The organism is Pseudomonas sp. C9-3 (assembly GCF_032392015.1).
GTDB lineage: Bacteria > Pseudomonadota > Gammaproteobacteria > Pseudomonadales > Pseudomonadaceae > Pseudomonas > Pseudomonas nitroreducens.
Window position 1 is genome coordinate 5,965,862 of the sequence record NZ_CP135919.1, and the last position, 22,148, is coordinate 5,988,009.

Here is a 22,148-nt window from a genome sequence, read left to right on the forward strand (position 1 = left end):
CCATCAAGGCTCTCGCAGGCTGATCAGGGTCAGCCAGGGGCCGAAGCGGCGGATTTCCAGCGGCAGGGTTTCGCCCAGTGCGGCGAGCGCGCGGGTGGGTTCGTCCAGCGGGAATACACCCTGTACACGCAATCGCCGTGCGCGCGGGTCGACGCGGACAAACCCCGGCAGGTAAGGCCGCAGGGAGTCGATCACGGTTTCCAGCGGCTCGTCGCTGACGCTGAGCCGGCCGTTCAGCCAGTCCGCGCGGTAGGCCTGCTGGCTGAGCGGATGGATGCCGTCGGCGGCCAGCAGCGCCGCCTCGCCTTCGCCCAGTTCACGCCACTGGGCCTGCCCGGCGAGGCTGGCGCGGACGCGGTGCTCCAGCACCACCAGACGGGTGGCGTGAGCCTCCTGGCTGACCAGGAAGCGCGTGCCCAGCGCCCGGGCTTCGCCCTGGGCCGTCCGGACGATCAGCGGGCGCTGCCCGTCGGGTGCCACCTGGATCACCAGTTCGCCGTGGCGCAGCAGGATCAGGCGCTGGTTCGAGTCGAAGGCCAGGTCAACCGAACTGCCGGCGTTCAGGCTGAGGCGGCTGCCGTCTTCGAGGGTGAAGCTGCGCCGTTCACCGGTGCCGGTTCGCAGGTCGGCGATCAGGCTGCGCACCGGCGTGCTGCTGGCGGTCAGCCAGAGCCCGCCGCCGAGCAGGCCGAGCCCGGCCAGCCCGCGCAACAACTGGCGACGCGAACGGTGCTGGTGCAGCAGCAGGTCGGCGGCGCCGGGCATGCGTCGGAGATCGTCATAGGGCGCACCCAGGCCGCGTTGCAGGCGTGCCCAGGCGTCGGCGTGGGCCGGGTCGCTGTTCAGCCAGGCCTGCAGCTGGCGCTGCATCCGCAGATCGGCGTGGCCTGAGCGCAGCCGCACCATCCAGTCGATGGCCTGCTCGCCGGCCGTATCCAGCTGTACTTCGCTCATGGCACCAGCTCGTTGAGGTAGATCTGCCGCAGCGCCTGTTTCATGTAACGGCCCACGGTGCGTTCGCTGACGCCCAGGCGGCGGCCAATCTCGGCATAGCCCAGACCGTCGAGCTGGCTGATCAGGAAGGCGCGGCGGACCACCTGAGGCAGGCCGTCCAGGGTGCGGTCCACCAGCAGCAATGCTTCGAGCAGCAGCGCGCGGTCTTCCGGCGAAGGCTCCAGCGCTTCGGGCTGCAGGGCGAGGTAATCCAGGTAGGCGCGCTCCAGCCGGCGGCGCCGGTGGCGGTCGTAGATCAGCCGGCGGGCGATGGTGGAGAGGTAGGCCCGAGGTTGCTCGATGGTCTGCGGATCGACCCTGGCGCTGAGGATCTGGCAGAAGGTCTCGGCTGCCGTGTCTTCACTGTCGGCGCGGTTATCCAGGTAGCGCTGCACGTGCTGCAGCAGCCAGCGGTGGTGGTCGCTGAAGAAGAACCCCAGCTTGCTGGAGAGTGAGCCGGCCACGCGGACCATCCCTGGAAAATTAAATAAGAATGCTTCGCATTATACATTTCCACAAAGAGACGGCAATTCGCCGCTACCGGCAATTTGCTGCACTTGTAGCCATCGACTAGGGTCCAACAGGGACACTCACTCACCGCGCGCCGCGGAGCGCGCCAGGGAGCACGCGATGTCGAATCACCACACCTACAAGAAGATCGAGCTGGTCGGCTCCTCGCGCACCAGCATCGAGGACGCGATCAACAATGCCCTGGCAGAAGCGGCCAAGAGCATCGACTTCCTGGAGTGGTTCGAGGTGGTGGATACTCGTGGGCATATCGAGAATGGCGCGGTCGGTCACTACCAGGTGACGATCAAGGTCGGTTTCAGGATTGCCAACAGCTAGGTCTTTTTTGTCACGCGCCTGGGCCATGCTGGTGCGGCGCGTGGATGTGCGCACCGGGGTATCCCGGTTTTCCGGCCCGTTCGGGCCTTTTCCTGTGAACGACGAGGGAGCGTTACCGATGAAGAAGTTCCTGTTGGCTGTGGGGATCTTCGCCCTGGCGGGCCATGCGATGGCTGCCGGCAAGCCGTGCGAAGAGCTGAAATCGGAGATCGAGGCGAAGATCAAGGCCAAAGGCGTCGCCTCGTTCAACCTGGAGGTCGTCGACAAGGGCAGCGCGGGCGGCAAGCAAGTCGTCGGCTCCTGTGAAGGCGGCACCAAGGAAATCGTCTATTCGAAGTGAGCCCTCCAGGCCCTTCGACGCTGAGCAAGGCCGGGCACCCGCGAGGGGCCCGGCCTTTTTAATGGCTCTGACTTGTAGGAGCGAGCTTGCTCGCGAACCCGAATGGCACGGTGCAATGCCGTTCGCGAGCAAGCTCGCTCCTACACCGATGGCGCTGTGCGCGAAAAGCTGAACCCTCCCACCTGCTCAGCCTCGAAAGTTCTGACTGCAACCCAAGCGGAGGACGCGACATGAAAAAATCGGCATCGGCTCACTGGCAGGGCGGCCTGAAGGACGGCAAGGGCACGATTTCCACGCAGAGCGGCGCGCTGAAGGAACAGCCGTACGGCTTCAACACGCGCTTCGAGGACAAGCCGGGCACCAACCCCGAGGAGCTGATCGGCGCGGCTCACGCCGGCTGCTTCTCCATGGCGCTGTCGATGATGCTGGGCGAGGAAGGCCTGACCGCCGAAAGCATCGACACCCGGGCCGAAGTCAGCCTGGAGAAACTTACCGATGGCTTCACCATCACCGCCGTGCACCTGACCCTGAAGGCGAAAGTGCCGGGTACCGATGCGCAGACCTTCCAGGCCATCGCCGACAAGGCCAAGGCCGGTTGCCCGGTCTCGCGGGTGCTCAACGCGCGCATCACCCTCGACGCCAGCCTCGAATGAGCCTGCCGGGCACTCTGTCCGGCGGTGGTGGTCCACCGTTAGGATAGGGTGCCCCGCCGTGGGGCTTTGACGAGGGAATGTGATGACGACGATGAAGTGGGCCGTGGCGACCGGTGCGGCGCTGCTGCTGGCGAGCGGCACGAGTTGGGCGGCAGTGAAGCCCTGCGAGGAACTCAAGGCCGAGATCGAGACCAAGATCCAGGCCGCCGGGGTGACGTCCTACACCCTGGAGATCGTGGACAAGGCCGAGGTGAAGGACCCGAACATGGTGGTTGGCACCTGCGACAACGGTAAACGACGGATCATCTATCAGAAGAACGACGGCTGAGTTTCCCCTCCACGCCGGGACGACGTCCGCCGCCATGAGATGCCTCTGCGCTTGGGGCGGCCCCTGCTCTCTCAGGTGCGGGGTGCGGGGTGAGGGGTGAGGGGGACGCATCGCTACGGGCTTCCCGAAAAAGACCGTTGCGCCCACGAAGCCTGCTGTTCCGCTAGAACGGCCCGCAACTCACCGGCCCCTGGAAATCCGTCTTCGCCACCAATTGCCCATTGGCATCGGTCAGCAATGCCAGGGCGCTGCGCAATTGCGGGCGCAGCTCCAGCCGGTAGCGTTGGCCGGCGGCGAAATCGTCGTAGGTCACCTTGACCCGGCAGGTCAGCTCCGAAGGGTCGCTCATCGCGCCCATGCCGCCACCGCTGGGGATTTCGTACTGGAAGCGCACCAGCAGTTCGTGGCGGCCCGGCGTCACCTGGTAGTAGCGCCCGTCGTTCACCGACTTGCCGTCCAGGCGCTCGGCCATCAGGGTCCTGCCGGCCGCGGTGTAGAGATCGATCCAGGCCAGCTGCGGGTCGTGGGCGGGCAGCGGGCTGGCGCAGCCGGCGAGCAGGGCGAGGCTCAGCGGGACGAAGGCAGGCAGGAAGCGCGGGCGCATGAAGAGTTACCGTGGACTGTAGTCAGTCCACAGCATACCCCGCTCAGGCTTTCGCGCAGCCCCGTTCGCGACCACGGGCGATCTCGCCGCCCTGGGCGTCGTAGAGCTTGGCCCAGGGGCGGAAGCCGATGCTGCCGGTCTCCAGGCGGTAGCGCTGGCCGGCGCTGAAGTCCTTGTATTGCACCGTCATCTCGCAATCGCGCCACAGCGATTCGGCGACCGGGCCGATGTCCACCGGTTCGACCTGGAATTGGAAGCGCACGCGCAACTCGTGGGAGCCGGGGTCGACCTCGAAGTAACGCGTGCTGGACCACTCCTTGCTGTCCACCTCCATGGCGGCCAGGTCGCTCTGGCTGTTGGTGTCCAGGTCGACCCAGGCGCGGTTCGGGTCCGGCTGGGGCATCAGCATCGAACAGCCGCTCAGGGCGAGCAGTCCGGCAGGAATGAGGAGGGTGCGCATCGGGGTGGCTCCTGGTCAGAAAGGGGCGGCAGCGAGCGGACCAGGCGCTGTGCTATGTTCCGCGCATGCCCTTCCGCCTTCTTATCCCGACACTCGACCGCCGGCTGTGCCGCTGGGTTCCCTGCCTGGCGATCTGGGCGCTGAGCGGTTGTTCCACGGTGAGCTACTACGGCCAGTTGGCGGATGGCCAGTTGCGCCTGCTCGCCGCCCGTGAGCCGGTGGCCGAGGTGGTCGCCGACCCGAGCCGTGACCCCGCGCTGCGCCAGCGCCTGGAGCTGTCCCAGGAGGCGCGCGCCTTCGCCAGCGCCGAGCTGGGTTTGCCGGACAACCAGAGCTATCGCCTCTACGCCGATATCCATCGGCCCAATGTGGTGTGGAACGTCTTCGCCACGCCCGAGCTGTCGCTGCAGCCGCTGACCCACTGCTTCCCCATCGCCGGTTGCGTGGCCTATCGCGGCTACTACGGCGCCGAAGGCGCACAGGCCGAGGCAAAGCGCCTGAAGGGCGAGGGGCTGGACGTCTATGTCGGCGGCGTCGAGGCCTATTCGACCCTGGGCTGGTTCAACGACCCGATCCTCAGCAGCATGATGCGCTGGGGCGACCAGCGCTTGGCGGAAACCATCTTCCACGAGTTGGCGCACCAGAAGTTCTATCTGCCCGGTGACACCGCCTTCAACGAGTCCTACGCCTCCTTCGTCGAGGAAGAAGGCGGCCGTCGCTGGCGCGCCGCGCGCAACCTGCCGGATGAATCGCCCCTGCTGGACGAGCAGCGCAAGCGCTTCACGCAGCTGGTGCTCGATACCCGCGAGCGCTTGCAGGCGCTGTACGCCAGCCCGCGCAGCGACGCGGAAAAGCGCGCCGGCAAGGCCGCCGAGTTCGAGCGCCTGCGCCACGACTATGCACAGATGCGCGATCGCGACTGGGGCGGCAAGGCGCCGTTCGATGCCTGGGTCAACGGCCCGATGAACAATGCCAAGCTGCTGCCCTTTGGGCTGTATGACCAGTGGGTGCCGGCGTTTGCCGCGTTGTTCAGGCAGGTGGGCGGCAACTGGCCGGCGTTCTATGCGCGGGTGGAGAAGCTCGGGGCGCTGCCGGCGGATCAACGCAAGGCGGCGCTCGAACGCCTCGCTGCCGGGGAGCGCGTCACCTTTCGTTGAGCTCTGGTGTGGCGCGGGTTCGCGAGCAAGCTCGCTCCTAAACAGAGCATCGATTCAACCTGTAGGAGCGAGGGGGACGCCCAGTCCTTGCTCGCGAACCAATGCATGACGGTGGCGGCTTGCGTCAGACCCGCTCCACCCCCGGCATCTTCCACTCCCCGCCCACAACGGCCGGCTCCGGCCCGTAGATGCGCAGGATGACGTTGAACGGACCCTGCTGGGTCGACGGCAACCAGTTCGCCTGCAGCGCCTGGCCGGGCGAATCCGCCTGGAGATACAGCGTCACTCCGCCGTCCGCGTCGCGCGCGAGGTGATCGCGGCTGCTCAGGCAGTAGCGCTGGATCGGGTTGGCCACCAGTTGCCGGTCCGGCAGGTCGTAGAGGGTGATCGACCAGAACTCCTTCGCCGGCGGCAGCGCGTCGGCCGGGAAGTGCAGGCGGTAGCGCTGGCCGCCCACCAGCGGTTGCTGGCTGCTGTCGCTGCGCGTGCCGAAGTAGATCGCCTCTTCCACGCTGTTGCCGTAGATGCCGCTGGCCGCCGCCGCGGCGCGGCTGAGGTAATCGTTGTGCATCGCCGAGCGGGTGCCGAACAGGCCGGCGGAGGAACGCAGCGTCGCCACCTTCGCCTTCAGTTCCGCCACGCCTTGCTGGATGCCAGCGCCCAGCGCCGTGCGCTGCGCAGGCGAGAGGGCGGCAGGGTCGAAGGCCAGCCCGGCGCCAATGCCGACCTGGGCGAAGCGCTTGCGCAGCTCGACTTCGCTCGGGTCCACCGGGCAGAAGGCGAGGATCTGGTTCAGGTGCGGGATGAAGCCCGGCCCCAGGTCGCGGGGAAATTCCCACGGCAGCCAGTTCACCGCCGGAGGGGCCGCCGGCGCTGTGCTGCCGGCAAACTCGTGCAGCGGCCGCAGGCGGTACTGCTGCTGCAATGCGCGCACGGCCGGCAAGTCGTTGGCATCGCGCAGGCCGGTGCGGCCCAGGACCATGGCGATCTGCGTTTCGCTGCGCAGCACCTGGCGGATGCCGGCCGGCGTCTTGCCTTTCCAGTCCGGCCCGGCGATCAGGTAGTCACCGGCTTCGCGGCCGGTGCTGAGCACGCCCACATAGCCGAAGTTGAAGGTGTACTGGTCCACCAGTTGGTGCACGTAGTAGCGGTCCTCGGCCACCGCCGGCACGCTCAGCACCCAGGGCTCGGCGCGCAGGTCGAGCCAGGCCCAGGAGTAGGGCGTGTCGTTGTTCGGCGAGACGATGTCGCGGTTGTTCGGCGTGAACAGTTCGCTGTAGTGGCGGAACACACCGAAGCCGCCGACGTACTCCGGCGATTTCGCATCGAGCGCCTGTTTCTGCATCGTCTGGTAGTGCATCAGCATCGGGTAGGCATAGAGCCACGCCTGGCGGACGGTTTCCTGGTCGATTGATGCCTCGGGCATGACCGGATCACTCGTCTGGGAAGAAGCTGCGAGCGGCCAGTCGGGGAGCGCCAGGCCGAAGCCGAGCGCACCGCTGGCGCCGATGAGACGGCGGCGGGTCAGGATCGGATTCATGGCTACTCCTTGCTGGTGATCGCGCTGGTGGCGATGGGCTGGACGGCCGGCGGCTGGTATTCGCCCTTGAGCGCCGTTGCCTGCGGCAGGTACATGCGCAGGATCAGGTTGAACGGCCCCGGCGGCGCCGGCAGCCAGTTGTCGGTGCCGGCCGGCTGGGCATGCTGGATGGTCAGGGTCAGGCCGCCGTCGGCGTCCTTCTTCAGGTCGCTGGCGCTGTTGATCGCATAGCGGTTGAGCGGGTTCGCCGCGAGCATCTGGGTCTTGCCGTCGTAGAGCGTGACGGACCAGAAGGCATCCACCGGCGGCAGCTGGCCGGGGGCGAAGTGCAGGGTGTAGGCGCGGTTGCCGTCCAGGGCCTGCCCGGCAGCGTCGACGCGGGTGAGCGGGTACATCGCCTCGGCCGGATCGTTCGCGTAGATGTACTTCCAGGCGACCGCCGCGCGGGTCAGGTCGTCGTTGCCGTAGTGGCCGATATTGGTCGGCGAATTCTGCCAGCCGTTCACCGGCGCGGCGAAGCGCTCGGTGGCGGCACGGATCTTCTCGCGACCGTCCTCGGCGCCCTGCTCCACCGCCTGGGCGATGTCCGCCGGCAGCTCCTTCGCGTCGAAGGGTTTGCCGGTGCCCACGCCGATCGGCGCGAACTGCTTCAGCCGCGCCTGTTCCTCCGGCGTCCAGGCGTGCCAGGCTGACAGTCCGTTGAAGTCGATGAAGGCGTTTTCCGCCGGGCCTTCCTTGGTCGGCAGGTACTCCGGCACGTCCATCTTGTGCGGCAGCAGCGTCGGCTTGGTGCTGCGCAGCTTGTAGCCGTCCATCACGGCCTTGGCGGCGTCGAGGTCGGCTTCGCCATCGACCGCGGTGCGGCCGAGCAGGAAGACGATGCGGCTGGGTGAACGGATCACCTGGCCCTTGAAGCCCTCGGGCGTCTGGCCATCCCAGTCGGGGCCGGCGATCAGGAAACTGCCCGCCGCGCGCCCGGTGGCGCGGGTGCCGATGTAGTCGAGGTTGTTGGTGCGCATGTCGATCAGCTGGAAGCTGTAGTAGCGCTGCGGCACGGCCGGCACGTCGAGGACCACCGGGTGCTCGCGCAGGTCGAGCAGTGCGTAGGAGTAGAGCGTGTCGTTGTTCGGCGAGACCACGGTGCGGTCTTCCGGGCCGAGCAGCGCGGTCTTGTTGTACAGGTAATTGACCGGCAGCTTGGCGGCGATGGCCTGCAGGGTCTTGCCGTGCTCGGCGGTGGCGAAGGCGAACAGATAGGCCTGCGAGGCCAGTTCGCGGGCCTCCTGTGGCGTTGGCCCGGCGGCCCAGGCGTGGCCGGCGAGCAGGGGCAGAAGGGCGAGTGCGGGCAGCCATTGGCGCATGACATGTTCCTCGTTGTTATTGTTCTCGCCCGGCCCCGCCGCGCGCGCCGGCGCCAGGCATCGCCGCAGAGTGCGCCACGCCGAGCCGCCGGCCGTAAGCGCCAGCGGACAGAAAACGATCATCGCTGCCGGTGGAACTACTCCGCCCGATCCGGGCTGTGCAGCGGCAAGTCTAGTTGCACGCGGCGGCGCAGCCAGGGGCTGGGCCGGTAGCGCGCCTCGCCGAAGCAGGCCTGCAGGCCCTGGAGGATGGTGAGGATACGTGCCGCGCCATAGTGTTCGCCGAAGGCCAGTGGGCCGAACGGATAACCCAGCGCCAATTGCACCGCGCGGTCCAGCGTCACCGGCGTGGCGATGCCGCGCTGGGCGATCTCGCAGCCGAGGTTGACGATGCCGGCGATCACCCGCTGGCAGATGAAGCCGGGCGAGTCGTTGATCACCTCCACCGGCACCCCGTCGCTGCCCAGAGCCTGGCGGGCCTGGGCCTCCAGCGCCGGGTCGAGAGCCGGCTGGCGCATCAGTACGCGGCGGCGGTCCAGTTCGGTGAAGGTTTCCAGCGCCAGGCTGCGATCAGGCGGCAGGCCGAGGGCGTCGATGCGGGTGCTGGCATCCACGCCCAGCGGCGTTACCAGGCAGATGGCGCGGGACGACGGCCCCTCGCCGGTCTCCAGCACCACGCCGCCGAGGGTCAGGATCGCGGCGACGCGGTGGCGCAGTTCGGGGTCCTGGCTGTCGAGCCAGTACGGGCGATTGAGCAGTACGGTGTCGTGCTGTTCTTCGGCTTCGCGCACGGGCTGGCCGTCGCGGTAGCGATAGAAGCCTTCGCCGCTCTTGCGCCCGAGCAGGCCGCCGGCAACACGTTGCGCGGCCAGCGGCGACGGGGTGTAGCGCGGGTCCTGGTAGAACTGCTGGTAGAGCGATTCCATGACCGCGTGGGAGACGTCCAGGCCAGTCAGGTCGAGCAGTTCGAAGGGCCCCATGCGGAAGCCCACGCCGTCGCGCAGGATGCGGTCGATCTGCGCCGGGCTGGCGATGCCTTCGCCGAGGATGCGCAGTGCCTCGGTGCTGAAGGCGCGGCCGGCGTGATTGACGATGAAGCCGGGGCTGTCCGGCGACACCGCCGGGAAGTGCCCGGCCTGCTCCGCCAGCCGACTCAGGCGGCGCACCACCGACTCGTCGGTGCGCTGGCCGCGCACCACTTCGACGATGCGCATCAGCGTCACCGGGTTGAAGAAATGGAAGCCCGCGACCCGCTCCGGATGCCGGCAGCGCGCAGCGATGCGGGTGACCGACAGCGACGAGGTGTTGCTGGCGAGCACGGCGTCCGGCGCTACGCGTTTTTCCAGCTCGGCGAGCAACGCCTGCTTGGCGCCGAGGTCCTCGATGATCGCCTCGATCAACAGGTCGCAGTCGGCCAGTTCGTCGAGGCTGTGGGTTGGCAACAGGCGCTGCATCGTCGCCGCCAGCGCTTCCGGGCTGAGCTTGCCCTTGGCCACCGCGCGTTCCAGCAGCTCGCGGTTGAAGGCCAGCGCCTGCTCCACGGTCTGCGGGTTGCTGTCGTACAGGCGCACCGGCAGGCCGGCGCTGGCGAACAGCTGGGCGATGCCACGGCCCATGGCGCCGGCGCCGATGACGCCGATACGCTGGAAGGACTCGGTCATGCGGCGGGTCTCGTCGTGCGAACCTGCTTCAACCATAGACGCTGCGCTCACGCGGTGGTCCTTTTCGCCAGCTCCAGGTCGCGCAGCTGACGGCGCAGCAGCTTGCCGACGCTGGTCTTGGGCAGCTCGTCGAGCACCTCGACGAAGCTCGGCACCTTGTAGCCGGTGAGGTGCTCGCGGCAGTGGGCGATGATCTGCGCCGGCGCCAGCGACTCATCCTTGAGGCTGACGAACAGCTTCACCGACTCGCCCTTGCGCTCGTCCGGCACGCCGATGGCCACGCACTCGCGCACGCCGGGGTGGCGCATCACGGCGTCTTCCACCTCGTTGGGGAACACGTTGAAGCCGGAGACCAGGATCATGTCCTTCTTGCGGTCGACGATCTTCAGCATGCCGTTGGCGTCCAGTTCGGCGATGTCGCCGGTCTTCAGCCAGCCGTCCGCGGTCAGCACCTGGGCGCTTTCCTCCGGGCGCTGCCAGTAGCCCTGCATCACCTGCGGGCCACGCAGCCACAGCTCGCCGGGCTGGTCGGGGCCGGTGTCGTTGCCCTCCTCGTCCACGGTGCGCAGCTCGGTATCCACCAGCGCCTGGCCGACGTAGCCCTCGCGATACGGGCTGTGCAGCGTGCCGGTGGAGACCACGGGCGACGCCTCGGTGAGCCCGAAGCCTTCGCGCACCGGCGCGCCGGTCGCGGCCTCCCAGCGGCGGCCCACTTCGCGGTTCAGCGGTGCCCCGCCGGAGGTCACCCACTTCAGGTGGCTGAAGTCGACGGCGGGGAAATCCGGGTGGTTCATCAGGCCGACGAACAGGGTGTTGATCCCGCTCATCAGGGTGAAGGGATAGCGGCGCATGGCGCCGATGATCTCGTCGAGGTTGCGACCGTCGCGGATGAACACCGTGTGCAGGCCCATGCCCACCGAGGACAGCAGGTTCGTCGAGAACGCCATGATGTGGTACAGCGGCAGCGGCGCGATGCGCACGTCGGTGGCCGGCTCCAGCAGGCCGGGGCGCAGGAACAGCTCCAGGGTCTGCACGACGTTGGCGACCAGGCTGCGGTGGCTGAGCATCGCGCCCTTGGAGACGCCCGTGGTGCCGCCGGTGTATTGCAGCAGCGCGAGGCGATCCAGCCCCGGCTCGATGGGCACCGGCGGCGCTTCGGCGCCCAGGCGCAGGGCCTGCTGGAAGCGCGTGCAGTCGGCTTCGTCGCTGTCGAACTGGGGGCGCTCCATGTCGTCGATCGAGGTCAGCAGGATCTGCCGCACCTCGCTGTGCGTCTGCACGCCGCGCAGCAGCGGCAGCAGGCGGTCGAGCAGCAATACGGCGCTGGCGCCGGAGTCGGCCAACTGGTGGCGCAACTCGCTGGCGGTGTATTGCGGGTTGGTGTTCACCAGCACCACGCCGGCCTTCAGCGCGCCGAAGGTGGCGATGGGGTACTGCAGGGAGTTGGGCAGCATCAGCGCCAGGCGGTCGCCGGGTTGCAGGCCGGCGTGGTGGCGCAGGTAGCGGGCGAAGGCGTCGGCCTGGCGGTCCAGTTCGGCGAAGGTGAGATGGCTGTCGCCGCAGGAGAACGCGTGGCGTTCGGGGAACTCGCGGTAGGCACGTTGCAGCAGGTCGTACAGGTTCTGGTAGGCGTGGCGGGCGATCTCGCTGGCCACGTATCCGGTCGCAATGGCAGGCATCGACTTCTCCGTACTTTTTCTCTGAGCTTCGAATTGTTGTTCTGCACAGTGAAACAGCGTGTCGAAATTGATGGTATGCGATAGGCTTGCCTGGCGCAACGAGCAGGCCCGGACCGCTGCGGGGAATGGGGTCGATCTGCTATCGTTCGCCCGCGCCGCGCGCGGCGCTCGTCCACCCGAATACCCCGCCGAGGCCCCATGAGCGACGACGTCGAAGACAGCAGCAACCCCAAGGACCGCAAGTACGTCGAGGCGCTCGCCCGCGGACTGGACGTGCTGCGCGCCTTCACCCACGGCTCGGTGGTGCTCGGCAACCAGGAAATCTCGCGGATCACCGGCCTGCCCAAGGCAACGGTGTCGCGCATGACCTACACCCTGACCCAGCTGGGCTACCTCTGCTACTCGCAGCAGCACGAGAAGTACCAGCTCGATTCAGGTGTGCTGGCGCTGGGTTACGCGTACGTTTCCAACCTGCGCGTGCGCCAGTTGGCCAAGCCGTACATGGACGCCTTCGCCCGCCGCACCAACACCACGGTGGGCCTGACCTGTCGTGACTGGCTGTCGATGATCTACGTGGAAAACTGCCGCCCGCCGGAAGCGACGTCCCTGCGCATGGACGCCGGCGTGCGCCTGCCGCTGGCCACCACCGCCGCCGGCCGCGCCTACCTCGCCGCCACGCCGCAGCAGGAGCGCGAGCATCTGCTGTCGGCGCTGCAGGAGCGTCACGAAGGGGATTGGTCGGTGATGCGCGCTTCGCTCGATGCGTCCTTCGAGGAGTATTACGAGCATGGCTTCTGCCTGTCGCTGGGCGACTGGGACCGCAACGTGCGCGCTGCCGGAGTACCGCTGCGCCTGGCCGACGGCGGGCTGATGGCGTTGACCTGCGGGGCGCCGTCGTTCCAGCTCAGCGAAGAGACGCTGCGCGGGTCGCTGGCCCATGAGCTGGAGATTCTGGCGCGGGATATCGAGAGCCTCGGGGCCTGATTTTTTCCGCGATGCTTTTCGTTGGGTGTTTCTGCGCCGCTTCGGCGTGTGCTGATGGATTTGGTTTCGCCTCCCGGCGAGTTCCTTTTGTCAAACGCCACAAAAGGAACCAAAAAGTCTTGCCCCTCCATCCGGTTTTTCGCTTAGGCGAAAAATTCCCTCGTTGAATCGAAGTTTCAGGGGCACGCCACGACGGGCCATCCCTGGCCCATCGTGGCTCTCGCGACATCCATGTCGCTCAACCCCTGAAACTCCGCTTCAACGAGGCCTCCTGAAAGGGGCTGTCTGGAGTGCGCGGATGTTTCTCTGGAAGTCTTCGAGGGCAGAAGCCGGAGCCGGGACGCGGGACAGGCTTTTCCTGTAGGAGCGAGCTTGCTCGCGAACCGCCCAGCGCCCGTATCGCCGGTGAATCCGTTCGCGAGCAAGCTCGCTCCTACAAGTGCGTTACGCCACTTCCATCAGTCCTGCGTAAACCTTCAGGTGATGGTCGTCATCGCCCAGTTGATGGCTGAGCATCACCAGCCGCTTGGCGTGGTGCGCGAGGACATATTCCCAGGTCATGCCGATGCCGCCGTGCAGTTGGATCGCCTGCTCGGCGACGTAGCGCGCGGCGCGGGTGACGATGAACTTGGCTGCCGCCAGGGTGCGGCTGCGCTCGGCGCTGTCGGGCTGGTCGGCCACGCAGGCGGCGAGGATCGCCATGCTGGTGGCCTGTTCCAGTTCGCTGCGCATGTCCACCATGCGGTGCTGCAGCACCTGGAACTTGCCGATGGGGATGCCGAACTGCTTGCGCGTCTTCAGGTAGTCCAGGGTCATCGCACAGGCTTCCTGCAGGCTGCCGAGGGCTTCGGCGCATTGCGCGGCAATGGCGCGGCCCTGCTGGTAACGCAGCGCCGGTAGCGCGTCACCCGGCGTGCCGAGGGCTTCGCCGAGGGCGCCGTCGAGGAACAGCTCGCAGGCGCGCTGGCCGTCCACGGTTGGGTACTCGCGACGAGTGACACCAGCCTGCTGCGGGTCGACCAGGAACAGGCCGATGCCCGCCTCGTCCCGCGCATTGCCGGACACCCGCGCCGACACGAGGATCGCCGTGGCGCTCTGCCCGCCGATCACAACCGCCTTGCGGCCACTCAGTTTCCAGCTATCGCCGGCCTGTTCCGCGCGCGTCTGCACGTCGTGCAGCTGGTAATGGCTTTGCGGCTCTTCCAGCGCGACGGCCAATTGCGCCTCTGCGCTGGCGATGCGCGGCAACCAATGCTCCTTCTGCGCCTCGCTGCCCAGTTGGGCGATCAGGCCGCCGGCGTGCACCACCGATTGCAGGTACGGCTCCAGGCACAGGCCGCGCCCCAGTTCGGTGAGCACCAGCATGCTTTCCACGCCGCCGCCGAAGCCGCCGTGGCTTTCCGGCAGCGACACCGAGGTCAGCCCCAGCTCGCCGAGCTGGCGCCAGAAGTCGACGCTGTAGCCCCGCTCGCTCTGGCTGAAACCCTCGCGCTTGTCGAACGGATAGGCGTCGCGCACCAGGCGCGCCGCGGTGTCCTGCAGCATCTGCTGCTCTTCGCTCAGTTTGAAGTCCATGCTCGGTGCCTCACAGTTCGAGAATCATCTTGGAGACGATGTTCTTCTGGATTTCGTTGGAGCCGCCGAAGATCGACAGCTTGCGCAGGTTGAAGTACTGGCTGGCGGGCGCCGCCGAATAGTCCGCGTGCAGCGGCTCGGCGCCCAGCTCGAATTCGTCTTCGACGAAGGGCAGCGCGTAGGGGCCGAGCACCTTGCGCAGCAGGTGGCTGATCGCCTGGCGGATTTCGGTGCCCTTCACTTTCAGGATCGAGCTTTCCGCCCCCGGCACGCCGCCTTCGCGGGCGGCGGCGAGGATGCGCAGGGTGCTCATCTCGATGGCCATCAGCTGCATTTCCACCTCCGCCACCTGGGCGCGGAACAGCGGGTCTTCGAGCATCGGCTTGCCGTCGCACAGCTCGCGGCAGGCCACGCGCTTGAGGTGCGCGAGCACCGCCTTGGATGCGCCGATGCCGGCGAGCCCGGTGCGCTCATAGGTGAGCAGGTACTTGGCGCAGGTCCAGCCTTCGTTCTCGCGGCCGACGAGGTTTTCCACCGGCACGCGCACGTTGTCGAAGAAGACCTCGTTGACCTCGTGCTCGCCGTCCAGGGTGATGATCGGGCGCACGGTGATGCCCGGTGTCTGCATGTCGATCAGCAGGAAGCTGATGCCGCGCTGCTGCTGCGCCTCCGGGTCGGTGCGCACCAGGCAGAAGATCCAGTCGGCGTGCTGGCCGAGGGTGGTCCAGGTCTTCTGGCCGTTCACCACGTAGTGATCGCCGTCGCGCACCGCGCGGGTTTTCAGCGAGGCGAGGTCGGAGCCGGCGCCCGGTTCGGAGTAGCCCTGGCACCACCAGTCGGTGCCGTCGAGGATGCGCGGCAGGTAGTGCGCCTGCTGCTCGGGCGTGCCGAACCTGATGATTACCGGGGCGACCATGTTGACGCCGAACGGCACGGTGCGCGGTGCGCCGAAGGCGGCGCATTCTTCTTCGAAGATGTGCTTCTGCACGGCGTTCCAGCCGGTGCCGCCGTACTCCTCGGGCCAGTGCGTGGCGTACCAGCCCTGCTCGGTCAGCACGCGCTGCCAGCGCTGGTGGTCGCCCTTGTTCAGGTGCTTGCCCAGGCGCACCTTGGTGGCGATGTCCCGGGGCAATTTGGTTTCGAGGAAGGCGCGGACTTCATCGCGGAAGGCCAGTTCGTCGGGGGTGAAATGGATGTCCATGGCGGGTCCTCAGAGATCGGCGAAGCGGCGGCCTTCGGCCACCAGGCGTTCGAGTAGCGGCGCGGGTTTCCACCAGGCGCCAAGGCGCTGGTGGAACTCGCGGATTCGTTCGAGCACGTGGGCAAGGCCGACGCTGTCGGCATGGAACAGCGGGCCGCCACGCCAGGCGGGGAAGCCGTAGCCGTTGAGGAAGATCACGTCGACGTCGCTGGCGCGCTGGGCGATGCCTTCGTCGAGGATGTTCGCCGCCTCGTTGATCAGCGCGTAAATGCAGCGCTCGACGATTTCCTCGTCGCTCACCGGCCCACGGGTGATGCCACGGTCGGCCGCGGCCTGCTCCAGCATGGCCGGCAGTGCCGGGTTGTCCTGCGGGGCGCGGCCACCTTCGCCGTACTGGTAGAAGCCGGTGCCGGTCTTCTGCCCGAGCATGCCGGCGGCGATCAGGTGGTCGAGCACGGTGGGCAGGGTCTGGCCGGGTTTCAGGTTCGGCCGCTGGCGCGAACGGATCGCGTGGCTGATGTCGAGGCCGGACAGGTCGCGCACCGCCAGCGGTCCCATGGCCATGCCGAAGGTGCGCAGCGCACGGTCCACCTGCGCGGGTGTGGCGCCCTCCTCCAGCAGGAACTCGGCCTGGCGGCCGTACTGGAAGATCATGCGGTTGCCGACGAAGCCATCACATACGCCGACCACCACCGCGATCTTCTTCAGGCGCTTGCCCAACTGCATGGCGGTGGCCAGCACGGCGTCCGAGGTGGCCTTGCCGCGCACCACTTCGAGCAGGCGCATGACGTTGGCCGGGCTGAAGAAGTGCAGGCCGACGACGTCCTGCGGCCGCTTGGTGAAGGCGGCGATTTCGTCGAGGTCCAGCGAGGAGGTGTTGCTGGCGAGGATCGCGCCGGGCTTGCATACAGCGTCCAGTTGCTCGAAGACCTGGCGCTTCACGTCCAGGCTTTCGAACACGGCTTCGACCACCACGTCCACGTCGCCCAGCGCGGCGTAATCGAGTACGCCACTGATCAGGCCCATGCGCCGCTCCATCTCCTCGGCAGCCAGGCTGCCGCGCGCCACACTGGCGGCGTACAGGCTGCGGGCGCGGTCGAGGCCGCGTTGCAGGGCTTCGTCGTTCACCTCCAGCAGCTGCACCGGGATGCCGGCGTTGGCAAAGCACAGGACGATGCCCACGCCCATGGTGCCGCCGCCGATCACCGCGGCGCTGCGTACCTCGCGCGGTTGAGTCTCGGGCGCGAGGCCTTCGACCTTGGCCGCTTCGCGCTCGGCGAAGAAGGCGTGGATCTGCGCGGCGCGCTGTGGCGACTCCATGCATTGCTGGAACAACGCGCGCTCGCGGGCGAGACCTTCGCGCAGCGGTAATTGGGTGGCGGCTTCGACGGCGTCGATGCAGCGCTGCGGGGAAAACTGGCCGGGCAGGCGCTTCTGCACCTCGCCGCGCTTGTGGGCGATCACCTCAGCGAGGCCGGTTTGCTGCACGCGCTCGTTGTGCTCGCCGGTGCGGCGCGGACCCTTGCCGTCCGCCAGCAGGCGCTGGGCGAAGGCGAGGCCGGCTTCGCTCAGGTCAGCGTCGAACAGTTCGTCGACGACATTGAATTCGAGGGCTTCCGGCGCGCGGATCGGTGTGCCACTGACGATCATGTCGAGGGCTTTTTCCACACCGGCCAGGCGCGGCAGACGTTGGGTGCCGCCGGCACCGGGGAGCAGGCCAAGCTTCACTTCCGGCAGGCCGACCTGGGCATCGCGGCGGGCGATGCGGTAATGGCAGGACAGCGCCACTTCCAGGCCGCCGCCCAGGGCGGTGCCGTGGATCACCGCGACGCTCGGCTTGGTCGAGCCTTCGATGACCTCGACCACTTCCGGCAGCGAAGGCGCCTGCGGCGGTTTGCCGAATTCGCGGATATCGGCGCCGGCCATGAAGGTGCGCCCGGAACAGACCAGTACCACCGCGCGCACCTGCGGATCGGCCTCGGCCTGCTGGAAGGCGGCGAGCAGCCCGGCGCGGACGGCGTGTCCGAGGGCGTTTACCGGTGGGTTGTCGACCGTCACCAGGGCGATGTCACCCCGGCGTTCGAGCTGTACCGCTTCTGACATGCTGTGCTCCGTCTTTCTTTTATTTTACGGAATCATGTTTCGCTGTGCAGAATACGATGCTGATTTTTTCTTGTCGATAGGAACGACGAGGGAAGCTTTTCGTAGGAGCGAGCTTGCTCGCGGACCGCTTTGCACCAGAGTCGCCGGAAACTCCATTCGCGAGCAAGCTCGCTCCTACAAGGGGGTAATTGTGCTCGGGCTTGCCCTCACCCCAGCCCTGGCTGCGCGCCCCGCTCCTGAGGGAGAGGGGGCCGTTCGGTGCGCGGCTATGTTTCTGAGTTAGTCGGCTAACGCCGAATGAGCAGCTCGCTCAGGACAGTCCCCTCTCCCTCTGGGAGAGGGTTAGGGTGAGGGAACGCACTCGCGCCGATCTGCCCAGCAGCACCCCGCCAAAAAAACAAAAACGCCCTCTCCGAATGCCGAAGAGGGCGCAACAGCCCCGGCTACGCCCAGCCAGGACAAGGGAGCGCAGGTCTTACTTCGCCCAGCGCCGCAGGTCGGAAGGCGTGTAGTCGCTCATCTTCGCCGTCTGCCCGGTCTTCAGCCCGCTGCTCTCCTCGTTCATCAGGCCATTGACGAAGTAGCGCCCGCTGATCAGGTCGAAGGCTCCCGCCAGTGCCTCGTAGGTGAACTGCTGGTCGTAATACGGCATGGCATGGGACTGGTAGTTGCGCCACAGCTCGCCACGGCTGTCGTAGAACTCGCCGAGGACGATGTTCCAGCTGTCCTCGTCGAGGTAATAGCGGCGCTTGCTGTAGATGTGCCGCGCGCCGGGCTTGAGGGTGGCTTCGACGACCCACACGCGGTGCTTCTCGAAGCGCGCCAGGTCCGGGTTGAGGTGGTTGGTCTTGAGGATGTCGGCGTACTTCACCGAGCGGTCGTAGAGGCGGAAGCTGTTGTAGGGCACGAACAGTTCCTGCTTGCCCGTAAGCTTCCAGTCGTAGCGATCCGGTGCGCCGTTGAAGCCGTCGAGGCTGTCGGCGGTGATCATGCCGTCGCTGTAGCGCGCGCTGTTGTCATAGGCGATCAGCGGGGCACGACGCACGCGGCGCTGGCCGGGAATGTACTGCCAGGCGGCGCGCGGTTCGGCGACCTGGTCCATCGGCTCGTGGGACAGCACGGCTTCGCCGGACAGCCGCGCCGGTTCCAGCACGCGGGTCTTGAACAGGTAGAGGATGTTGGCGTCGGTCGGCAGGTCGGAAATCGTCTGGGCGTAGTTCATTTCGGTCTGCGAGCGCACCAGGCTGTAGACGCCGTTTTCCTTCACGTTGGCCGAGCTGAAGGTGCGCTCGATGCTGCCGCCGCGGTAGCGGGTGATGTGGTTCCAGATCGCCTCGACGCCCTCCCTGGGCAGCGGGAACGGGACGCCCCGGTGGTAATTCAGCACGCCATTGCCGCCGTCGGCGAGCTTGCTCTGCTCGGCGTTCCTGCGGGTTTCGGCGTTGATCTCGTCAGGCAGCCGGGCGCTGCGGTGGCTGGGGTAGACGTTGATCCTGTAGGTATTCGGGTAGCGCTTGAGCATCGCCTGCTCGCCAGGGCTGAGCCACTGGCTGTACTGCGCGGCGTTGGCCGGAGTGATGGTGAACAGCGGCTTCTCGGCGGCGTAGGGGTTGGCGTAGCCGCCCTTGGCGTCGACCTGCCCGGCGTTGGGCGCCAGGCCGCCGTCCCAGGCGGGGATGCTGCCGTCGGCATTGGCGGCCTTCTCGGCGCCCACCGGGGTGAGTTTGCCGCCCAGGTCGGCGGCGGTGTCGGCGTGGGCGCCAACGGCCAGGCCCATGGCCAGCGCCAGGGCAGTGATTCGCATGAGTTGCATCGGCAGGTTCCTCAGAAGTCGACCTTGGCGCTGACGCTGTAGAAGTCGCGGTCGTCGAGCGTGCTGTACTTGTTGTTGCCGAAGAAGGCGTTGTAGCCGAACTCCAGGCTGTAATCGTTGAGGTAGTTGAAGGCCAGGGAGAGGCCGGCCGCCATCTGCCCTTCCTGGAACGGGCCGCCCGGATCGTAGGAGTAGCCCTCCACGTCATGGCGGAAGTTCAGGCTGGGCAGCATGTTCACGCCCGGCAGCACATCGCTGTATTCCAGGCCGGCGCGCAGGCGGTAGCCCCAGGACCAGGGCGTGGTGAAGCCGTCGTCGGTGCAGTAGCGATTGGTCACGCCGGTGCTCGGCGCGTTGCAGGCGGCGCCATCCAGGCGCGCGCTGCGACCGAAGGCGGCGTTGCGCCCCAGTCGCTCATCGCCCAGGTCGCCGACATGCACCACGCCGGCTTCGCCCAGCAGGGTCAGGCGCGTGGCGCCGAGAACGTTGTCGATGATCTGGGTGGCCGAGGCCGTCATCTGCCACACCGGCTTGCGCACCCAGCCGTCCAGGCTCTGGCCGGTGGTGGTGGCGCTGGCCGGAATGCCTTCGATGGCCGAGCTGCCGGATGGCCCGGTGATCATCGCCACGTTCATGTCCGGGCCGTTCATGGCCACCGGCATGTTCGGCCGGTAGCTCAGTTCCGCGCCCAGCGAGGTGCCCCAGCCGGGCAGCGCGCCGTTGATGCTCAGGCCATAGAGATGGATGTTCTCCGGGAACGCGGCGGCGTACACCGGGCCCTGCACGCGGCCGATGGGGAAGTTGCCGGGCTTGCTGGCGTCGCGTGCGGTTAGCTCCAGGTACGGCAGGCGGGCGTGGTAGTTGACGTAGTAGAAGGCTGCCTCGGCGTCGTTCAGCGAGCTGATCAGCGTGCGCAGCGCGACACCCCACTGGCCCTGGTCGGAAGGGTCCTGGTCGTCGCCGTGGGCGGCGTACAGGCCGGCGGCCTGCATCTGCGTGTCGGTCTGCGTCTGGCTCAGGTACAGCGGCCCGCAGCCGGGCTGGATGGCGTCGCTGGTGGCGAAGAAGGTGCCGCAACCGTCCAGCACGCTGGGTCGCCAGTTGTACTGGTAGAAGCCTTCGAGGTTGACCTTGTCGGTCAGGCCGAGGTTGAACGAGAGCATCTCCACCGGCAGCTGGCCTTCCTTGATGTCCACGCCGGGCTTGTTGAAAGCGCTGTAGTCCAGCGGGTTGATCACGTTGATGCCGTTCTGGATCAGGATCGCCTCGCCCCAGGACAGCACCTGCTTGCCGAGCTTGAGGTTCAGCGGATGCTCGTCGACGTCGAAGTCCTTCCACACGTAGGCATCGAGGGTATCGAAGCCGTGGTAGCGCGCCAGGGTCGGCCAGCCGCTGTCGTCGAAGTCCTTGAAGCGCCCGTCGCCGGTTTCGTAGGCGTTGTCGTACCAGTACTTGAAGCGGATGAAGGCGCCCTGCCCCTGGCCATCCAGGCTGAAGTCGGTGAGGCCCTTGAACATCTGCGAGATCGGGTCGCCCTTCTTGAAGTTCAGGCGGTTGTCGTCGGCGCTGACGCTGGTGCCGTCGGCGTTATTGATGTGCTGGGCCTGTACCGCGTTGGCGTGGGTCATCAGGTGCCGATCCGGGTCCTGCGCCGACCAGCTGGCGCCCAGGCTCAGGGTGGTCTTGGTGGACAGGCTCCAGTCGTCATTCAACTCAAAGGTGGTGGCCTGCGCGTGGCTGGCGCCGGTCACCGCGAGGCTCAGCAGGAGAGGTTGGGCAAAGCTGCGTGGGCGCCGCCCCCGGCAGACGGGGGGAACGGCGGCCGGATGGATTCTTGTCATTATGGGCTCCGGGTATGAGGTACCGCGGGAGCACCATGACGGCGGCGGCCCTTTCAGCCACAAGCCGGGAGCGACAAATTTCGATCATGCGCCGATCGACTGGCCCAGGCGGAACTGCTTGGGCGTGACGCCAAAGCGCTTGCGGAAGGCGCGGATGAAGTTGCCGCTCTGGCGGTAGCCGATGCGTTCGGCGATGCGTTCGATGGGCTGGTCGGACGAACGCAGCCAGATGCGCGCCAGGCTCAGGCCATCGCCCTCCCCGGTCTGCGCGGCGCCACACCATTGGCGGTGCAGGCTCTGGTAGAGGAACTCGTTGGCACCCGGCAGCGGCGTGCCCAGCAGCGCAGTGGGCAGTTGCAGGAATGGCGTCGGCGTGACCTGCCACGGCACATTCCAGAGCGTCAGCATTTCCTCGCAGCGCTGCCGCGGGCCGATCCCCACGGCGTTGAACACGCCCTGCGGCGAGCGGCCGATTCGTCGCGAGATATTGCGGATCAAGGTGAGCACGGCGGCGTCGAGGCCGAAGTGGTGCAGGTCCTGGGTGACTGGATCGAGGACCAGGCGAGTGTTCTCGCCATCGAACTCCAACCGCGCGTCCACGCAGTTGGTCACCGACGGCACGTGCTCGCAGAACGCGCGCAGGCTGGTGCCCAGGTCCGGCGCGGAATCCAGCAGGATATTCAGCCCCTGCAGGCAATGGGTCGCCATGCCGTTGACCAGCTCGCAGCCGAAGTGCGGATTGCCGCTGGCCAGCTCGCACTCGCGCCACAGCTGCTCCACCTGCAGCGCTGGAATGCGCCCGCGGTGGTCTTCCAGCAAAGCTTCGGCAATGCCGGCGCGCAGACGCAGGTCGACGGCGCTGAGGCCGAGCCGGGCGGCGTGCAGCAGGATGGTGCTGGCGAAGGCACTGGAAGCGAAGAGCAGGGGCGACATGGTGGGGTACCGGTTCAGCGACCGGTTTACTAGATCAGCTCGCTCTGTTATCCATCAAATTCATTCGACTCAACAC

Annotated in this window: 20 protein-coding genes; 6 read left to right on the forward strand and 14 right to left on the reverse strand. The window is 67.2% G+C overall.

The genetic code is table 11. From position 1 onward, the window contains the following. Positions 1–3: 3 nt before the first annotated feature. Together RS899_RS27295 and RS899_RS27300 are read right to left on the reverse strand one after the other, a co-directional pair. Positions 4–954 (reverse strand): FecR family protein, encoded by a 951-nt coding sequence (locus tag RS899_RS27295; protein ID WP_315808512.1) that lies wholly within the window; start codon positions 952–954, stop codon positions 4–6. Then, positions 951–1,457, reverse strand: coding sequence for a sigma-70 family RNA polymerase sigma factor (locus RS899_RS27300; RefSeq protein WP_315808513.1), 507 nt, complete (start codon positions 1,455–1,457; stop codon positions 951–953). The genes RS899_RS27295 and RS899_RS27300 overlap by 4 nt, the downstream gene beginning before the upstream one ends. A 166-nt stretch (positions 1,458–1,623) precedes the next feature. Here RS899_RS27300 and RS899_RS27305 point away from each other — a divergent pair, with 166 nt between their 5' ends. The 4 genes from RS899_RS27305 (at position 1,624) to RS899_RS27320 (ending at position 3,160) form a co-directional block, all read left to right on the forward strand. After that, positions 1,624–1,839 carry a dodecin gene (locus tag RS899_RS27305; RefSeq protein WP_017518905.1) on the forward strand — a complete coding sequence of 72 codons (216 nt, stop codon included), beginning with the start codon at positions 1,624–1,626 and terminating at the stop codon, positions 1,837–1,839. A gap of 118 nt (positions 1,840–1,957) precedes the next feature. Then, a complete protein-coding gene (locus tag RS899_RS27310) occupies positions 1,958–2,179 on the forward strand; it encodes a DUF1161 domain-containing protein (RefSeq protein ID WP_024763675.1) in 222 nt (73 codons plus the stop codon). Between the two features lie 230 nt (positions 2,180–2,409). Then, on the forward strand, positions 2,410–2,832 hold the full coding sequence (locus RS899_RS27315; RefSeq protein ID WP_054907540.1) for an OsmC family protein: 423 nt from the start codon (positions 2,410–2,412) through the stop codon (positions 2,830–2,832). 91 nt (positions 2,833–2,923) lie between these two features. Beyond that, positions 2,924–3,160 (forward strand): DUF1161 domain-containing protein, encoded by a 237-nt coding sequence (locus RS899_RS27320; RefSeq protein WP_054907539.1) that lies wholly within the window; start codon positions 2,924–2,926, stop codon positions 3,158–3,160. Positions 3,161–3,323: 163 nt separating this feature from the next. Here the strand turns inward: RS899_RS27320 and RS899_RS27325 are convergent, their stop codons facing one another. Together RS899_RS27325 and RS899_RS27330 are read right to left on the reverse strand one after the other, a co-directional pair. Beyond that, the gene (locus RS899_RS27325) at positions 3,324–3,764 is read right to left on the reverse strand and encodes a hypothetical protein (protein WP_054907538.1); all 441 of its coding nucleotides are present in this window, start codon (positions 3,762–3,764) and stop codon (positions 3,324–3,326) included. Between the two features lie 43 nt (positions 3,765–3,807). After that, entirely contained in the window at positions 3,808–4,224 is a 417-nt protein-coding gene (locus RS899_RS27330) for a hypothetical protein (RefSeq protein ID WP_024763679.1), read from the reverse strand. A 65-nt stretch (positions 4,225–4,289) separates the two neighbouring features. Between RS899_RS27330 and RS899_RS27335 the strand changes: the two genes are divergently transcribed. Then, entirely contained in the window at positions 4,290–5,381 is a 1,092-nt protein-coding gene (locus tag RS899_RS27335; protein WP_233296889.1) for an aminopeptidase, read from the forward strand. Positions 5,382–5,505: 124 nt separating this feature from the next. On the opposite strand, the gene RS899_RS27340 is transcribed toward RS899_RS27335, so the two are convergent. The 4 genes from RS899_RS27340 to RS899_RS27355 form a co-directional block, all read right to left on the reverse strand. Further along, positions 5,506–6,921, reverse strand: a complete 1,416-nt coding sequence (locus RS899_RS27340) for a DUF1254 domain-containing protein (protein ID WP_315808514.1) — start codon at positions 6,919–6,921, stop codon at positions 5,506–5,508. A 2-nt stretch (positions 6,922–6,923) separates the two neighbouring features. Next, positions 6,924–8,282, reverse strand: coding sequence for a DUF1254 domain-containing protein (locus tag RS899_RS27345; protein WP_315808515.1), 1,359 nt, complete (start codon positions 8,280–8,282; stop codon positions 6,924–6,926). A 137-nt stretch (positions 8,283–8,419) separates the two neighbouring features. Continuing rightward, positions 8,420–9,943 carry a 3-hydroxyacyl-CoA dehydrogenase gene (locus tag RS899_RS27350; protein ID WP_315808516.1) on the reverse strand — a complete coding sequence of 508 codons (1,524 nt, stop codon included), beginning with the start codon at positions 9,941–9,943 and terminating at the stop codon, positions 8,420–8,422. A 47-nt stretch (positions 9,944–9,990) separates the two neighbouring features. Continuing rightward, a complete protein-coding gene (locus RS899_RS27355; protein ID WP_315808517.1) occupies positions 9,991–11,622 on the reverse strand; it encodes a long-chain fatty acid--CoA ligase in 1,632 nt (543 codons plus the stop codon). A 198-nt stretch (positions 11,623–11,820) separates the two neighbouring features. On the opposite strand from RS899_RS27355, the gene RS899_RS27360 reads away from it, so the two are divergent. After that, positions 11,821–12,606, forward strand: coding sequence for an IclR family transcriptional regulator (locus RS899_RS27360; protein ID WP_024763684.1), 786 nt, complete (start codon positions 11,821–11,823; stop codon positions 12,604–12,606). Between the two features lie 444 nt (positions 12,607–13,050). On the opposite strand, the gene RS899_RS27365 is transcribed toward RS899_RS27360, so the two are convergent. From RS899_RS27365 to RS899_RS27390, 6 genes are all read right to left on the reverse strand, one after another. After that, complete coding sequence (locus tag RS899_RS27365) at positions 13,051–14,181, reverse strand: acyl-CoA dehydrogenase (RefSeq protein ID WP_315808518.1); 1,131 nt, start codon at positions 14,179–14,181, stop codon at positions 13,051–13,053. 10 nt (positions 14,182–14,191) lie between these two features. Further along, positions 14,192–15,382 (reverse strand): acyl-CoA dehydrogenase family protein, encoded by a 1,191-nt coding sequence (locus RS899_RS27370; protein WP_315808519.1) that lies wholly within the window; start codon positions 15,380–15,382, stop codon positions 14,192–14,194. 9 nt (positions 15,383–15,391) lie between these two features. Next, positions 15,392–17,485, reverse strand: coding sequence for a 3-hydroxyacyl-CoA dehydrogenase NAD-binding domain-containing protein (locus RS899_RS27375; RefSeq protein WP_315808520.1), 2,094 nt, complete (start codon positions 17,483–17,485; stop codon positions 15,392–15,394). Between the two features lie 475 nt (positions 17,486–17,960). Next, a complete protein-coding gene (locus tag RS899_RS27380; RefSeq protein ID WP_315808521.1) occupies positions 17,961–19,298 on the reverse strand; it encodes a DUF1329 domain-containing protein in 1,338 nt (445 codons plus the stop codon). An 11-nt stretch (positions 19,299–19,309) separates the two neighbouring features. Then, the gene (locus RS899_RS27385) at positions 19,310–21,139 is read right to left on the reverse strand and encodes a DUF1302 domain-containing protein (RefSeq protein ID WP_054907530.1); all 1,830 of its coding nucleotides are present in this window, start codon (positions 21,137–21,139) and stop codon (positions 19,310–19,312) included. Positions 21,140–21,223: 84 nt separating this feature from the next. After that, positions 21,224–22,072 (reverse strand): AraC family transcriptional regulator, encoded by an 849-nt coding sequence (locus RS899_RS27390; RefSeq protein ID WP_315808522.1) that lies wholly within the window; start codon positions 22,070–22,072, stop codon positions 21,224–21,226. Between the last annotated feature and the right edge of the window lie 76 nt (positions 22,073–22,148).